This is a genomic window from Rickettsia finnyi (assembly GCF_049668125.1).
Lineage (GTDB): Bacteria > Pseudomonadota > Alphaproteobacteria > Rickettsiales > Rickettsiaceae > Rickettsia > Rickettsia kotlanii.
Genome location: NZ_CP187160.1, coordinates 101390 through 116865, shown reverse-complemented (window position 1 = coordinate 116865; position 15476 = coordinate 101390). Strand labels below are relative to the sequence as shown.

Below are 15476 nucleotides of genomic sequence, written 5' to 3'. Positions count from 1 at the left end.
ATGTATAAATCTCTTCTTTTTTGTTTAAAAATTTTTGCCTTCCTTATTTTAGTAGGTTGCGGGATTACTGCTTATATAATATACCACTATTCACGTGATTTGCCTGATTACTCACAGCTTACAAGTTATTATCCACCGTCGGTCACGCGTATTTATTCCCGTGACGGCAAATTAATGGAGGAATACGCTTTTGAACGTCGTGTATTTGTACCGATTAATAGCGTACCGAGTTCGCTAATAGAAAGTTTTATTGCAGCTGAGGATAAGAATTTCTATAACCATCCCGGCGTTGATTTGCTTGGAATAGTTAGAGCGGCATTTTTAAACATATCTAATTATTTACATCATAGGCGTATGGAAGGAGCGTCTACCATTACTCAGCAAGTGGTTAAAAATTTTCTGCTAACTAACGAAGTTTCTCTTGAACGTAAGATTAAAGAAGCGATTCTTTCTTATATGATTTCAAGAGTATTTACTAAGGATCAAATTTTAGAATTATATCTTAATCAAACATTTTTTGGTCGTGGTGCATACGGTGTTGCGGCAGCTGCACAAAATTATTTTAATAAATCCATAGAGGAACTTACTATTGCAGAATCAGCTTTTATTGCAGCACTGCCTAAAGCTCCTTCCGAACTTAATCCTGAGAGAAACTATGCTAGAGTAAAAGCTCGTCGTGATTACGTAATAGCACGTATGTTTGAAGATGGTTATATAACAAGAGACGCTGCGAAAGAAGCTATGGATAGCCCGATAGTTTTGCGTAAACGAGCTAAAGAAGAAACTGTTACGGCAGATTATTATGCTGCACAGGTCAGAGAAGAAGTAATTAGGATGTTAAATAGTAAGGAAGAATTTTATACCGGAGGTCTTACTATCATTACTTCGTTAGATGCAAAGATGCAGCAATTAGCTGAAAACTCTCTAAGAAAAGGTCTAAGGGAGTTTGATAGAAGGTGTGGTTTTAGAAAGCCTATAGCTAATATTTCTCTTGATAATTGGCAAGGAGAGCTAAAAAAACTACCGACTCCTCCATCGCTTTTAGAGTATAAATTAGCTGTAGTTCTAGATGTAGCCGATAATCATGTAGAGATTGGACTTATAGACGGCAGCAAATCTAAGATGCCTATTGCTGAAATGAAATGGGCAAGAAGTAATCTTAAATCAGTTAAGACCTTGCTTAAAAAAGGTGATGTGATAGTGGTTGAGGCTATAAAAGAGGGGTATGCTCTTCGTCAGATTCCTGAAGTAAACGGTGCTATTATGGTTATGAACCCAAATACCGGACAGGTACTTGCAAGCGTCGGTGGTTATGATTTTTCCACAAGTAAATTTGATAGAGTAACTCAAGCACTTCGTCAACCCGGTTCTTTGAGTAAAACCTTTGTTTATTTAGCAGCTCTTGAAAACGGTGTTAAGCCGAATCAGATTTTTAATGATGGACCTATTGAGATTTCGCAAGGTCCAGGGATGCCTAGTTGGCGTCCTAAAAATTATGAGGGTAAGTTTTTAGGTGAAATCACTATGCGTACTGGTCTTGAAAAATCTCGTAATCTTATAACCGTAAGAGTCGCAACTGCCGTAGGACTTACAAAAATTGTGGATATAATTAAGCGTTTCGGTATTAATAATGAACCAAAAAAAGTTTACTCTATGGTACTTGGTTCAATTGAAACTACACTTAGCAGAATGACTAATGCTTATGCAATTATTGCTAATGGCGGTAAAAAAGTTAAGCCTCATTTTGTAGAATTAATTAAAGATCGTAACGGTAAAATTATTTATAGGCGAGATGATAGAGAATGTCTTGCTTGTCATGTTTCGGATAGTAATTTAGATACCGCAATATTAGAAATACCGAAAGAATATATCTATAGAGTTACGGATGAAGCTAGTGATTATCAAATTACTTCGTTTTTAACCGGAGCAATAGATAGAGGTACCGGTTATGCTGCGAAGAAGTTAGGGAAAATTATCGGCGGAAAAACCGGTACTAGTAACGATAGTAAAGATACATGGTTTGTAGGTTTTACACCCAAAATAGTAGTTGGCAGTTATGTGGGCTATGATACACCGAAAGAGCTTGGAAAAAGAGCAACAGGTTCAAACGTAGTATTACCGATTTTTATTGATTTTATGAGTAATGCTTATAAGGATGAGCCATCGCTGTCTTTCAAAGTTCCAGATTCAATTAAGCTAATTGCCGTAGATAAAGCAACTGGTAAAATTACACCAAGCGGTACTGTTATAGAAGCATTTAAAGTAAATAATGTTCAGATGCTTGAGAATGAAGATATGATTGATAATCAAGATAATAATGATATTTTTGATTATGTACCGAGTAAGGAAGATCAATCGCAGGAAATTTACTAAACTGTATAATTAGTTTAAGCCGATGTCATGCCCTGTTCTCTATATCATGCAACAAAACCCCCTATTTTTATTTTAACCTATGAAAAAAATTATTTTATATCTCACTGCCCTAATATCACTTACTATACCTTTTATAACTCGAGCGGATTATTTTTTAGTTAATGAAAATTATAAACCAAGAAGGTAATTCAAGAAGGTAATTGCAAGTCTCGTTATGCTCCATGCTCAACATTTAAAATTGCTATAAGTTTAATGGGTTATGATGATGGGTTTTTAATTGATGAAACTCATCCAAAATTACCTTTTAAAGAAAGATATGCTGACTATCTTGAAGTTTGGAAACAATCCCAAACACCTAAAGATTGGATGAAGAATAGCTGTGTTTGGTATTCTCAGATTATTACTAAAGAATTAGGTATTGAAAAATTTCGTGATTATGTAACAAAATTTGATTATGGTAATCGTGATATTTCAGGAGATAAAGGAAAGAATAACGGTTTAACTAATGCATGGCTTTCTAGTTCTTTAGAAATTTCACCGTAAGAATAATTAGCTTTTCTTCAGAAACTAGCAGAGAATAAATTGCCTGTAAGTGTTAAATAAAGCCCAAGAAATGACTAAAAATATTTTGTTTATTGAAGATTTTGTAGATTGTTGGAAGCGTTACGGTAAAACAGGCAGCGGTAATAAATTTAGCCAAGATAGAACTGTAAAGTTAAAGGATCGTAAAATCGGATGGTTTATAGGTTGACTACAAAAAAATGACAGAACAGTTTTCTTTGTACATTTCATTGAAGATAATAATAAAAATTATGATTCTTATGCAGGGCAACGTTCTAAAGAAGCAGCGAAAGAAAAGCTAAAAGAATTGATAAATAAAGAATTGGAATACATCTCAATTTTTATTTTCAAGGAACAACCAACAGTGAATTTGCTATTGGTTGTTGATTAAAAAGCAATACTCTAGGTTATCTATACTTATAAGTACCTTCTTCTTCATAGGAGACTCCGGTCATATCTACTACAGCATGATCATTATCAAGTAGAGTGTTATTTTCAGTAGTAACATCTTCATTAATTTCAGTAGCAAGTTTTTCAGCTTCAATTTCATCAATATATTGTTTTAATTTAGCTTTTGTTGTGTTTTTATTTCTAACATACCAAGTTTATCCCTACACCTATTATAACAGCTATGGAGGCAACTACAGCTGTGCCAATGCTTATATATTGAGCAACCAAGGAATTATCGTTATCACTCTCATCACACATATTGTCTTGAGAGTTGTAAGTTGTATTGAAAGCAGTATTAGTAAGGTTTGCTACGGTGTTATTAATTAAATTTATTCCCGTTTCAGTCCAACTTTCAGTGTTATTGGAAAAGATTGATTCAGAAATTTCGGCAGTAGAGCTTGTTATTGTGTTATTAATCGGATTTATTTCAGATAAGTCTTTTGTTATGAGTTCTAATAAGTTTTCTATTGTGCTAGTACCTTGAGTAGTGCTAGATATTGGGTTAGATATTAAATCCTTTATTTCTGAAGAAATTCCATTCAAATTATTGCCTTTAAGTACCTCAAGTATTTCGCATCCTTTACTATAACCTATAGTAATAGGGTTATTAGTTGCTGCAGTATTAAGAGTATATACTCAATAGTAGGGTTTTAAATTTTAGTATAATTTTGTGGATCAAAATAATAACGAAAATTTTCTTGACATATTTTCATCAATGCTTCCTCATACATAAAAGTATTATCACCTTGTTTTTTAAATATATAATCTCATATATCGTCTCCATTATCATTAACTGCAGTAATAATAGCCTCGTCTATAGTTAACGCTTTCTTTATTTTGAAAAACCCTCTAAATATTAGGTTCATAATATCGCTATTTAATAATTCAATTCCTTTGCTACACTCCATCGCTGCCATATTATTTTTAGGACAATTTGATACAATTAAATTTTTTGTAGTAGGATCTATATAATAATTTTCTCCGTTATATCCTATTTGAAGCATATTATATTCTTTATCTCCAATTGTTGCTCTTGCTGTAGTAATTCTTGCCACAGTGGTTAAAAATGAAGTTAATTGATGTATCATTTTGCTATTCCTTTGGATTTTTAAAATTGAAGGGCATAATCAGCAGTACTTATTTGATAGTCAAGAAATTATTAACAAAAATTAATAATTAATATATAATCATTGCAATTAGGTGAAGTTATATAAATTTCAATATCGCTTGAAGTATCTAAAAAAATGTTATAAACTCAAAAAGTTCATAGAAATTTAAGGGTATTATGCAAGTAGTAAAAGCTTTAGAACAAATTTTAGCAGATAGCTATGCTTTATTTTAAAACACAAAATTATCATTGGAATGTAGAAGGAGTAGAGTTTAGAAGTCTACATTTATTATTTGAGGGGCAGTATGAAGCTTTGAAAGCTTAGATGAGCTTGTTGAAAGAATAAGAAGTTTAAGTGCTAAAGTCCCAGCATTATCAGATTTAATAAAACTTGCATCTATAGATGAGGCAAATCTAAACGCAACAGCAAATGAAATGCTTAAAAGTCTAACAAAGGATCAAGATATTATTAGAGATACATATATAAGGGACTCAAAGTAGTACATGCAGAGGGCGATGAGGGTACAGCCGACTATGATTATTGGACGAATTAAGATGCATGAAAAGAATAGATGGATGCTGAAGAGTAGTATACTCTAGTGTCATTTCCATTTCCGTCATTGCAAGCGACTGAAAGGAACGTGGCAATCTCAGGAGATAGTGTATGATTCCTGAGGTTGCTGCGTCGATGCTGTGCATCTCCTCGCAATGACGTTAATGCTCATAACAAACTAACAAAATAAAAATAAAATGGAACAATATGATGTAGCCGTTATAGGCGGTGGTCCAGGTGGATATGTTGCAGCAATTAGAGCAGCACAATTAAAGAAAAAAGTTGTATTAATAGAAAAAGAGCATTTGGGTGGGGTATGTCTTAATTGGGGGTGTATACCGACTAAATCCTTGCTTAAATCTGCTGAGGTTTTTGAATATATAAAACATGCTAAAGATTATGGAATTGATGCTAAAGGTGCTGAAATCAACATTAAGAAAATAGTCGAACGCTCAAGAGATATTTCAAATAAGCTTGCAAGCGGTGTTAAGTTACTACTGAAAAAAAACAAAGTGACCGTGATAGACGGAGTAGCAAGTCTTGCAGGAAATAAGGTAATAAATATAAATGATAAACCTACAGTAAAAGCAGGAAATATTATTATAGCTACCGGCGCAAGATCTAGAGTTTTAAAAGGCTTTAAGCCTGACGGTAAACAAATTTGGACTTCTAAAGAAGCTATGATACCGCAGCATGTGCCGAAATCTATGATTATTGTCGGCTCAGGTGCCATCGGTATAGAATTCGCTTCGTTTTATAATAGTATTGGTGTGGATGTTACCATAATTGAGGCACATAATAGAATATTGCCTGCTGAAGATACGGAAATTACCGGAATCGCTCATAAGAACTTTGAGAAGAAAGGTATAAAAATTATTACAAATGCTAAGTTAATTAAGCAAACAAAATCAAAAGATAAGATAGAAGTTGAGTTAGAGTTAGCAGATAAAATACAAAAATTACAAGCTGAAATTTTACTTATGGCAGTAGGTATTACAGCTAATACGGAGAATTTAGGTCTTGAGAAAACGAAAATTAAAGTAGAAAACGGCTATATAACTACTAACGAATTAATGCAAACTGCGGCATCAGGAATTTATGCTATAGGCGATGTAGTAGGAGGGCCTTGTTTAGCTCATAAAGCAAGCCATGAAGGTATTATTGCAGCAGAAAGCATAGCGGGTTTAAAACCGCATGCTATTAATAAACATAATATTCCTGGTTGCACTTATTCTTCGCCGCAAATAGCAAGCGTCGGTTTGACTGAAGAAGCAGCAAAAACCTTAGGTTATGAGCTTAAAATAGGCAGATTTCCTTTTAGAGCTAACGGTAAGGCTTTAGTCAGTGGTGATAGCGATGGCTTAATTAAAACTATATTTGATGCTAAGACGGGCGAGCTGCTTGGAGCTCATATGATAGGCTCGGAAGTTACGGAATTAATACAAGGATATGTGGTTTCAAAAACTTTAGAAGGAACGGAGTTGGATTTAATTAACACTATCTTCCCACATCCGACTTTATCGGAAATGATGCATGAATCAGTATTCTCTGCTTATGATAGGGCAATACATATATAATACTCGATGAACTTCAAAAATTGGCTACGTCGTCTTATAAGAGCTGTGGTGCTCACGTATTAAGTATATGCTCCGCTCCTCGCCTTATAGACTCCTTGCTCTTGTTAAAGTTGATCTTCGTGCATATGTTTCATTTTACTTCGGAGATATAAATTAAGAAAATGAACAAAGGTAATTTAATCGAGAGTTATGCAGTAGCGTTATTTAATAACGCTATGGTTGATAATATACAAGATAAGATCTTTGAAGAAATTACTTCTATAAACCGTATAATTACCGATAATTTTGATATTAGAGAGTTCCTATTTTCTCCTATAGTAAATAAGAACGACAAAATTAACGCAGTCAATTCGTTAGCAAAAAATATCAAAATTAGCACAATAGTACAAAATTTTTTATTGTTATTGGTAAAAAATTCTCGTACTGCTATTTTATCTAATATAGTAGATGCTTATAATACTTTACTATATGAAAGTAAAAATATAAAGATAGTTCAGGTTATTGCTGCAAATAAGTTACAACCTAAAGAGCAGGAGTGGATTAAATCTCGTATAGAAAAAGAATTAAATCAAAAAACAGAAATATTATTTGATATAGATAGTACTATTATTGGTGGTATTGTAATTAAATATGATAGTATGTTGCAAGATTACTCAATAAAAGGTAGTTTAGAGAAAATAATGAAAGCTTTAAAGACAGTTAATATTGCTGTATAGATATTTATATAGTCATTGCAAGGAAATTACGAAGTAATTGACGAAGCAATTTCAGGATATTTTATGAGATTGCCACGTAGCCTACGGCTGCTCGCAATGACGACTCGGTATCCACACGGGCAATGCTCGTTCGCAATGACAAGAAAATTAGGAGACATAAACCACATGAAACTAAAGCCTATTGAAGTAGCTGAAATATTACAAAAGGAAATAGCTAATATTAATTGCTTAAGTGAGCTTGAGGAAGTAGGGCAGGTAATAACCGTCGGTGACGGTATAGCCCAAATTTACGGTCTTGCTAATGTAAAATCCGGTGAAGTAGTAGAATTTAAATCCGGTGTTAAGGGCCTTGTTTTAAACTTGGAAAATGATAGTGTTTGTGCTGTAATTATGGGGGATGATAACCAAGTACAGCAAGGTGATAATGTCAAAAGAACTAAAGAAGTTTTAGAAGTACCGGTAGGAAAAGCCTTGCTTGGTCGTGTTGTTGATGCTCTAGGTAATCCTATTGACGGCAAAGGCGATATTGCAAGTGAAGAGTACAGACATATCGAGATGAAGGCTCCGGGGATAATAGAAAGAACGAGCGTGAGCGAGCCCGTACAAACCGGAATAAAGGTTATAGATTCGTTAATCCCAATAGGTAGAGGACAAAGAGAGTTAATAATCGGTGATAGGCAAACCGGAAAAACGGCTATAGCTGTTGATACTATTATTAATCAAAAACAAGCTCATTCACTTACTAATGAAAGTGATAAAATTTATTGTATTTATGTAGCTATTGGGCAGAAAAGATCAAGTGTTGCACAAATAGTAAAAAAACTAGAAGATGCCGGAGCCATGGACTATACACTCATTGTTTCGGCTACTGCTTCGGAAGCTGCAGCTCTTCAATTCATTGCTCCTTATTCTGCCTGTAGTATGGGCGAATATTTTCGTGATAACGGCATGCACGCACTTATTATTTATGATGATTTAAGTAAGCATGCTGTTGCATATAGACAAATCTCATTATTACTTAGAAGACCTCCCGGGCGAGAAGCCTATCCCGGTGACGTGTTCTACCTGCATTCAAGGTTGCTTGAGCGTGCTGCTAAAATGTCAGAGGAAAAAGGCAGCGGTTCACTTACTGCTCTTCCTATCATCGAAACGCAGGCAGGTGACGTATCAGCATATATCCCAACAAATGTTATTTCGATTAGCGATGGTCAAATTTTCTTAGAAAGTGAGCTATTTTATAAAGGCGTAAGACCTGCCGTTAATGTCGGTATTTCGGTAAGCCGTGTTGGTTCTGCAGCACAAATAAAGGCTATGAAGCAAGTAGCAGGTTCGGTAAAGCTAGAGCTTGCTCAATTTAGAGAGCTTGAGTCTTTTTCGCAATTTGGATCAGATTTAGACCCTACCACTAAAGCACAAATCGATCACGGTAAAAGATTAGTTGAGATATTAAAACAAGCTCAATATCATCCTTTCCCGGTAGAAGAACAAATAGTAAGTATTTATGTCGGAACTAAGAAATATTTAAATGATGTCCCGCTTCAGAAAGTAAAAGAATTTGAAGATAAAATGCTTACGGAGATAAGGTTAAATAAAAAAGATATTTTGGAATCAATAAAAAACGAGCAACGTATAACCGAAGAAACCGAGCAGAAACTGAAAGCATTTTTAGAAAACTTCGTTAAGGACTTTGTAAAATAAGATGATGTTGTTTTTGTGTGGATACTAAATCATCATTGCGAGCGACTGAAAGGAGCATGGCAATCTCAGGATATTTGATGAGATTGCAACCAAGCTTCGTTCCTCGCAATGACATAAAAATACTAAATAAATATGTCAAATTTAAAGCAGTTAAGAACTAGAATTAAAAGTGTTAAATCTACACAAAAGATTACTAAAGCAATGCAACTAGTATCAGCTTCTAAAATGGCAAAAATAAAGAGTCAAATAGCCAATTCAAATTTTTATATTGAGGCTATTAGTAAAATGATGTCTGCTATATTATCAATTGATATGTATGAGTTATCTATAGAAGAGCAGAAATTTTTTAATACCGTGCCGAATAAAGCAAATTTATTGATAGTTATGACATCACAGCGTGGTTTATGCGGAACGTTTAATTACAGTATAATTAAGCAAGTTAAGAATGATATTAAAGAGTTAGAAAATAAAGGCGAACAAATAAAACTTATCATTATTGGAAAAAAAGGTTACGAAGCACTAAAAAGGCAATATGTAAATTATATTGATAGTTATTTTGAGTTACCCAAAATTCATGATGAAAATCTGATGCTACAAGTAAAACAAAAAATTATGTCGGCAGTAGAAAATCTAGAAATTAGTAATTGTGTTATATATTTTAATAAATTTAAGAATGCAATGACTCAAATTATGACTAGACAACAGATTTTACCGGTAGCAAAATATCAGGATGATTCTATGATAGGTAATCCTATAGTTAATTTAGTCGGATTCGGATACAAGGAACGAGGAGCGGAACCTATAAATAATAGGAGAGCGACAAGTGACATAGTAGGCGAGTCCAAATCAATTGACTATAATTATGAATATGAGGGAGAGAATCTCATTTCTAATCTAATTAATTTATATGTGAATTCCCAAATAAATTATGCTTTACTACAAAGTAGAGCAAGTGAGGAGGGGGCTAGAATGACCGCTATGGAAAATGCAACAAATAATGCTAATGCTTTAATAAGCAAGTTAGTTTTAAAATTAAATAGATCAAGACAGACTATTATTACTACGGAATTAATAGAGATTATAGCTGGTTCAGAAGCGGTTTAGATATACTCGTTTAATTTGAAAAATTGGCGTCGTTGTTTCATATTTTGATCCTCACGTACTAGTATGTACGTGTCAAAAAATATGCAATGCCTTGCTCTTTTCCACATTAAACTGCGTCTATCTGTCCTTCATTTTATTTGTAGTATATTTTTTAACAAAAGAAAAAATCATGACAAAAAATATTGGAAAAATTACTCAGATTATTTCAGCGGTGGTGGATGTAAAATTTACGAATAACGGTGAGTTGCCGGAAATTTTAAATGCTCTAGAGTGCTATAACGATAAACAAAGGATAGTACTGGAAGTGGCACAACATATAGGTGATGATACGGTGCGTTGTATTGCTATGGATTCTACGGAAGGGTTAGTGCGGGGCGCAGAAGTAATAGATACAGGCAGTCCTATTCGTATTCCTGTAGGTACTGAGACGCTTGGGCGTATTATGAATGTTGTAGGTGAGCCGATTGACGGTAAAGGAGACATTAAAAGCTCAAATATTTCTTCTATATATAAGCCTGCTCCTGATTTTACCAATCAGTCAACCGAGTGTAATATATTAGTAACCGGTATTAAAGTTATTGATTTACTTGCTCCTTATACTAAAGGCGGTAAAATAGGACTATTCGGTGGTGCAGGAGTCGGTAAAACCGTGCTTATAATGGAGCTTATTAATAACATAGCTAAAGCACACGGCGGTTATACGGTATTTGCAGGAGTCGGTGAGAGAACTAGAGAAGGTAATGATCTTTACCATGAAATGATTGACTCGGGTGTTATTAACCTTGCAGAGCCTGAAAAGTCAAAAGTAGCTTTAGTTTATGGACAAATGAACGAGCCGCCGGGAGCAAGGGCAAGAGTTGCGTTAAGCGGTCTGACCATTGCGGAGAGTTTTAGAGATATGAAGGAAGGGCAAGATGTTTTGTTTTTTGTAGATAATATTTTCCGTTTTACTCAAGCAGGTTCTGAAGTATCGGCGTTACTCGGTAGGATTCCGTCAGCGGTAGGGTATCAGCCTACTCTTGCAACCGATATGGGCGAACTACAAGAGCGTATCACCTCTACTAAGCACGGCTCAATAACTTCCGTGCAGGCTATATATGTACCGGCGGATGATTTAACTGATCCTGCTCCTGCTACTTCTTTTGCACATTTAGATGCTACAACGGTACTTAGCCGTCAGATAGCCGAGTTTGGGATTTATCCGGCAGTTGATCCGTTAGATAGTAATTCGCAGGTACTTGATCCGATGATTGTTGGTGAAGAACATTATAGTGTAGCAAGACAAGTGCAGCAGGTTTTACAAACTTATAAATCGTTGCAGGATATTATCGCTATTTTAGGTATGGATGAGCTATCCGAAGAAGATAAACTAACCGTGGCACGTGCTAGAAAAATACAGCGTTTCTTATCGCAGCCTTTCCATGTTGCTGAAGTATTTACCGGAGCTGCAGGCAAATTTGTTAATCTAGCCGATACTATCGCAGGCTTTAAAGGACTTGTAGAGGGTAAATACGATGATTTACCGGAAGCTGCTTTTTATATGGTCGGCACTATAGACGAGGCTATAGAGAAGGCGCAGACGTTGAAGTGACGTTGATGTCATCCCCGCGTAGGCGGGAATGACATAGTAATTTTACTATATTATTCTATGAATGCAACAATTCTAGTCAAAATAATTACTCCTTTAAGTATTGCATTTGAAAAGCAAGCTAAAATGGTAACAATGCCGGGTGAGGAGGGTATGTTTGGAGTGCTGTCGAGTCACGTTCCGATGATTGTTAGTTTAAAAGCCGGTTTAGTGCAGGTTTATATAGATGATATGCATAAATCCGAAAACACTTATCTTATTTCCGGCGGTGTAATCGAAGTAACGGCAAATTATATTAATATAGCTACGGAAACGGCTATTAACGTTACGAATTTAAGTGAAGCGGAAATAGCAACTAAGCTTCTCGATCTTCAAAAATCTTTATCAGATCAACATTAATTTGTTTGAAAAATCTACGTTTGGGGATAAGGTTATTTTAATTTCATTGTAAGGCTTTTTTCCGTCATGGTGAGGAGTGAGAAGAAGGGATGCGGCAATCTTGTCAAACTTTCTGAGATTGCCACGCAGTCTACGGCTGCTCGCAATGACGATGTTCATTCCACATATAATCAAGTGAGAAACAAATGTTAAAAGTACATAATTCAGAATATATACAAGAGTTATCAGTCGATAATACTTCATACAAAATTTACGATATAAATAAAGTGGCAAGCGATATCGATCTTCCCTTAAAAAAGCTTCCATATAGTTTAAGAGTATTATTTGAGAATGTATTACGTTCTAATGGTTCAAAGCAAAGCTTACTTGTATTTAAAGAATGGCTAAAAACTAAAAGATCTGATGCGGCAATAGATTTTATGCCAGCAAGAGTTTTGATGCAGGACTTTACCGGTGTGCCTGCTATTGTAGATTTGGCGGCTATGCGTGATGCGATGAAGAAAATAGGAGGCGATCCGTTAAAAATTAACCCGCTTATTCCTGTTGATTTGGTAATAGACCATTCCGTAAGCGTTGATTCTTATGCAGCTAAGGATTCATTCGATAAAAATGTTCAAATGGAAATGAAACGTAATATAGAGCGTTATACATTTCTTAAATGGGGACAGCAAGCATTTAATAATTTTAAAGTAGTGCCGCCGGGTACAGGTATTTGTCATCAGGTAAATTTAGAATATTTAGCAAAAGTCGTGTGGCATAAAGACGGCACCCTTTATCCTGATAGTTTAGTTGGAACAGATAGCCATACAACTATGGTGAACGGTTTATCGGTGCTTGGTTGGGGAGTCGGCGGAATAGAGGCAGAAGCTGCCATGCTAGGTCAACCTCTTACTATGATCCTGCCGGAGGTGATTGGGGTAAAACTAACAGGAAAATTAACAGGCATAGCTACCGCAACCGATTTAGTTTTAACCGTTACCGAGATGTTGCGGAAAAAGAAAGTAGTAGGTAAATTTGTCGAGTTTTTCGGTGAGGGGCTTAAAAACCTAACGATTGCCGATCGTGCTACTATTTCTAATATGTCGCCTGAATACGGTGCTACTTGCGGCTTTTTCCCGATTGATCAAGCAACTATAAAATATCTAGAGCTAACAGGTAGAGAAAAAACGCAAATCAGATTAGTAGAGCAATACGCAACCGAGCAGAATCTTTGGTATGATTTTGAACATGCAGCGGAATATACCGAGGTTTTAGAGCTAGATTTATCTACGGTACATAGTTCACTTGCCGGTCCAAAACGTCCGCAAGATCGAGTAAACTTAAACGATGTAGCAAGTAATTTTAAATATGAATTACCGAATTTTGCTTTAGAAAATAAAGACATTGATAAAAAATATGCTGTAGCAAATCAGAATTACGAAATCGGTAACGGCGATGTGGTAATTGCAGCAATTACTAGTTGTACTAATACTTCTAATCCTTCGGTTATGATTGGTGCAGCACTTCTTGCTAAAAAAGCACTAGAACACGGGTTAAAGGTAAAGCCTTGGGTTAAAACTTCTCTTGCTCCTGGTTCAAAAGTCGTAACGGAATATTTGAAGCTTAGCGGTCTTGATAAATATTTAGATGAATTAGGGTTTAATCTAGTAGGTTACGGCTGCACTACTTGCATCGGTAATTCCGGACCTCTAAATCCGGAAATAGAGGAAACTATTAACAAACACGGGTTAGTTGTTGCTTCTGTTTTATCTGGTAATAGGAATTTTGAAGGGCGAATTAATCCGCTTACTAAAGCAAGCTATCTCGGCTCGCCTATTTTAGTCGTAGCATATGCACTTAGCGGCACTCTTAATATAGATCTAACAAATATGCCCATAGGAGAAAATATTTATTTAAAAGATATTTGGCCAAGCAAAGAAGAGATAGATGAAGTTATTGCAAATTCAATTAATTCCTCTATGTTTATAGAAAAATATTCTGATATATTTAGCGGAACGAAAGAGTGGAAAGATTTACAGGTTACTAATAGTTCTACTTATACCTGGAATAAGAATAGTACCTATATTAATAATCCGCCTTATTTTGAGGATATAGGCAGCAAGAATAATATACAAGATATAAAATCTGCAAAAATTCTAGCAATTCTCGGTGATTCTATTACTACCGACCATATTTCGCCGGCAGGTAGTATTAGTAAAACCAGCCCTGCTGCTAAATATTTAACGGACCATCATATAGAGCCTCTAGATTTTAACTCTTATGGATCACGTAGAGGAAATCATGAAGTAATGATGCGTGGCGCATTTGCTAATATTCGTATAAAAAATGAGATGTGTAAAGGTGTAGAAGGCGGGTTTACCATAAACCAGTTAAACGGTACGCAGCAAACTATCTACGATGCAGCTATGGACTACAAAGCTCATGATGTATCGGTAGTGATTTTTGCAGGTAAAGAATATGGTAGCGGCTCATCTAGAGACTGGGCAGCAAAAGGACCTGGGTTGCTTGGTGTAAAGGCAGTGATTGCCGAGAGCTTTGAGCGAATACATCGCTCAAATTTAGTAGGTATGGGTATTTTACCGCTAACTTTTAACGGCAATAATACAAGACTAGATTTAAAGTTAGACGGTTCAGAAACTATTGACATTATAGGCTTAAGCGAGAATATAAGCTCTTATAATCCTGTTAAATGCGTGATAAAAAAACAAACCGGTGAAATAAGAACAATCGATTTAATATTGCAAATATTTACGGATAATGAGATAAATTATATAAAGCACGGCAGTATTATGCATTTTGTGGTAGAGAGTTTGAAGGGGTAATTTGCTGGTATCGTCATTGCGAGGAAATTGTGTAGCAATTGTACGTACGCAATCTTGGGAGTTTGTTATTATTTCATGAGATTGTCACGCAGCCTACGGCTGCTCGCAATGATAACTCAGATAGCCATACAATAACGCTACACGGGAACGACATAAAAAGGTAAAAATATGGACAAGCATCTTAAAGAATATACCGAGAGCGGTAAGAAAAATTTAATTGTGGTATATATATTATATTTATGTGGGATCGTAGCTCCGATATTGCCGTTAATCGGGGTATTTTTTGCATATCTTAACAAAGATAAAGGTGATAACTTTGCAATTAGTCATTACGTGTTTTTATTTCATACTTTTTGCCTTGGGGTTCTTGGGTGGATTGTATGTTTTATATTTACGTTTATCATGATTGGAGTAGTACTATATTTTATACTCGCTGTTTGGTATATACTTCGTGTTGCAATCGGTTTTAAATATATGATAAAAGACAAAGCATACCCAAACCCTATGACTTATTGGATAAAATAAAA

Annotated in this window: 12 protein-coding genes and 2 pseudogenes; 12 read left to right on the top strand and 2 right to left on the bottom strand. The window is 35.2% G+C overall.

The window, feature by feature from the left end:
* The 3 genes and pseudogenes from ACPKKV_RS00625 to ACPKKV_RS00615 all read left to right on the top strand — a co-directional run.
* Positions 1 to 2373, top strand: a complete 2373-nt coding sequence (locus ACPKKV_RS00625) for a penicillin-binding protein 1A (protein ID WP_392505678.1) — start codon at positions 1 to 3, stop codon at positions 2371 to 2373.
* Between the two features lie 186 nt (positions 2374 to 2559).
* Positions 2560 to 2916 carry a penicillin-binding transpeptidase domain-containing protein gene (locus ACPKKV_RS00620; protein ID WP_392506901.1) on the top strand — a complete coding sequence of 119 codons (357 nt, stop codon included), beginning with the start codon at positions 2560 to 2562 and terminating at the stop codon, positions 2914 to 2916.
* Positions 2917 to 2986: 70 nt separating this feature from the next.
* Positions 2987 to 3262, top strand: a pseudogene (locus ACPKKV_RS00615) (penicillin-binding transpeptidase domain-containing protein); the annotation flags it as partial.
* 263 nt (positions 3263 to 3525) lie between these two features.
* Here ACPKKV_RS00615 and ACPKKV_RS00610 read toward each other — a convergent pair.
* The gene (locus ACPKKV_RS00610) at positions 3526 to 3927 is read right to left on the bottom strand and encodes a hypothetical protein (RefSeq protein WP_392505676.1); all 402 of its coding nucleotides are present in this window, start codon (positions 3925 to 3927) and stop codon (positions 3526 to 3528) included.
* A 224-nt stretch (positions 3928 to 4151) separates the two neighbouring features.
* On the bottom strand, positions 4152 to 4472 hold the full coding sequence (locus ACPKKV_RS00605; RefSeq protein WP_392505675.1) for a hypothetical protein: 321 nt from the start codon (positions 4470 to 4472) through the stop codon (positions 4152 to 4154).
* A gap of 197 nt (positions 4473 to 4669) precedes the next feature.
* Between ACPKKV_RS00605 and ACPKKV_RS00600 the strand changes: the two are divergent.
* From ACPKKV_RS00600 to ACPKKV_RS00560, 9 genes and pseudogenes are all read left to right on the top strand, one after another.
* Positions 4670 to 5092: pseudogene (locus ACPKKV_RS00600) on the top strand (Dps family protein).
* Positions 5093 to 5242: 150 nt separating this feature from the next.
* Positions 5243 to 6622, top strand: a complete 1380-nt coding sequence (gene lpdA / locus ACPKKV_RS00595) for a dihydrolipoyl dehydrogenase (protein ID WP_392505674.1) — start codon at positions 5243 to 5245, stop codon at positions 6620 to 6622.
* A 161-nt stretch (positions 6623 to 6783) separates the two neighbouring features.
* Complete coding sequence (atpH, locus tag ACPKKV_RS00590; protein WP_392505673.1) at positions 6784 to 7338, top strand: ATP synthase F1 subunit delta; 555 nt, start codon at positions 6784 to 6786, stop codon at positions 7336 to 7338.
* A gap of 165 nt (positions 7339 to 7503) precedes the next feature.
* Positions 7504 to 9036: a F0F1 ATP synthase subunit alpha gene (gene atpA / locus ACPKKV_RS00585; protein WP_392506900.1), complete on the top strand. Its 1533-nt coding sequence runs from the start codon at positions 7504 to 7506 to the stop codon at positions 9034 to 9036.
* Positions 9037 to 9168: 132 nt separating this feature from the next.
* Positions 9169 to 10140: an ATP synthase F1 subunit gamma gene (atpG, locus tag ACPKKV_RS00580; RefSeq protein ID WP_392505672.1), complete on the top strand. Its 972-nt coding sequence runs from the start codon at positions 9169 to 9171 to the stop codon at positions 10138 to 10140.
* Between the two features lie 169 nt (positions 10141 to 10309).
* Complete coding sequence (gene atpD, locus ACPKKV_RS00575) at positions 10310 to 11731, top strand: F0F1 ATP synthase subunit beta (protein WP_392505671.1); 1422 nt, start codon at positions 10310 to 10312, stop codon at positions 11729 to 11731.
* 57 nt (positions 11732 to 11788) lie between these two features.
* The gene (locus tag ACPKKV_RS00570) at positions 11789 to 12127 is read left to right on the top strand and encodes a F0F1 ATP synthase subunit epsilon (protein WP_392505669.1); all 339 of its coding nucleotides are present in this window, start codon (positions 11789 to 11791) and stop codon (positions 12125 to 12127) included.
* Positions 12128 to 12312: 185 nt separating this feature from the next.
* Positions 12313 to 14949 carry an aconitate hydratase AcnA gene (gene acnA / locus ACPKKV_RS00565; RefSeq protein ID WP_392505668.1) on the top strand — a complete coding sequence of 879 codons (2637 nt, stop codon included), beginning with the start codon at positions 12313 to 12315 and terminating at the stop codon, positions 14947 to 14949.
* Between the two features lie 168 nt (positions 14950 to 15117).
* The gene (locus tag ACPKKV_RS00560) at positions 15118 to 15474 is read left to right on the top strand and encodes a DUF4870 family protein (protein ID WP_392505667.1); all 357 of its coding nucleotides are present in this window, start codon (positions 15118 to 15120) and stop codon (positions 15472 to 15474) included.
* Positions 15475 to 15476: the final 2 nt, after the last annotated feature.

Coding starts and splice junctions, on each gene's coding strand:
- lpdA (WP_392505674.1), top strand. CDS start 5,243: ATGGAACAATATGATGTAGCCGTTATAGGCGGTGGTCCAGGTGGATAT.
- ACPKKV_RS00560 (WP_392505667.1), top strand. CDS start 15,118: ATGGACAAGCATCTTAAAGAATATACCGAGAGCGGTAAGAAAAATTTA.
- atpA (WP_392506900.1), top strand. CDS start 7,504: ATGAAACTAAAGCCTATTGAAGTAGCTGAAATATTACAAAAGGAAATA.
- ACPKKV_RS00625 (WP_392505678.1), top strand. CDS start 1: ATGTATAAATCTCTTCTTTTTTGTTTAAAAATTTTTGCCTTCCTTATT.
- atpH (WP_392505673.1), top strand. CDS start 6,784: ATGAACAAAGGTAATTTAATCGAGAGTTATGCAGTAGCGTTATTTAAT.
- atpG (WP_392505672.1), top strand. CDS start 9,169: ATGTCAAATTTAAAGCAGTTAAGAACTAGAATTAAAAGTGTTAAATCT.
- ACPKKV_RS00570 (WP_392505669.1), top strand. CDS start 11,789: ATGAATGCAACAATTCTAGTCAAAATAATTACTCCTTTAAGTATTGCA.
- atpD (WP_392505671.1), top strand. CDS start 10,310: ATGACAAAAAATATTGGAAAAATTACTCAGATTATTTCAGCGGTGGTG.
- ACPKKV_RS00605 (WP_392505675.1), bottom strand. CDS start 4,472: ATGATACATCAATTAACTTCATTTTTAACCACTGTGGCAAGAATTACT.
- acnA (WP_392505668.1), top strand. CDS start 12,313: ATGTTAAAAGTACATAATTCAGAATATATACAAGAGTTATCAGTCGAT.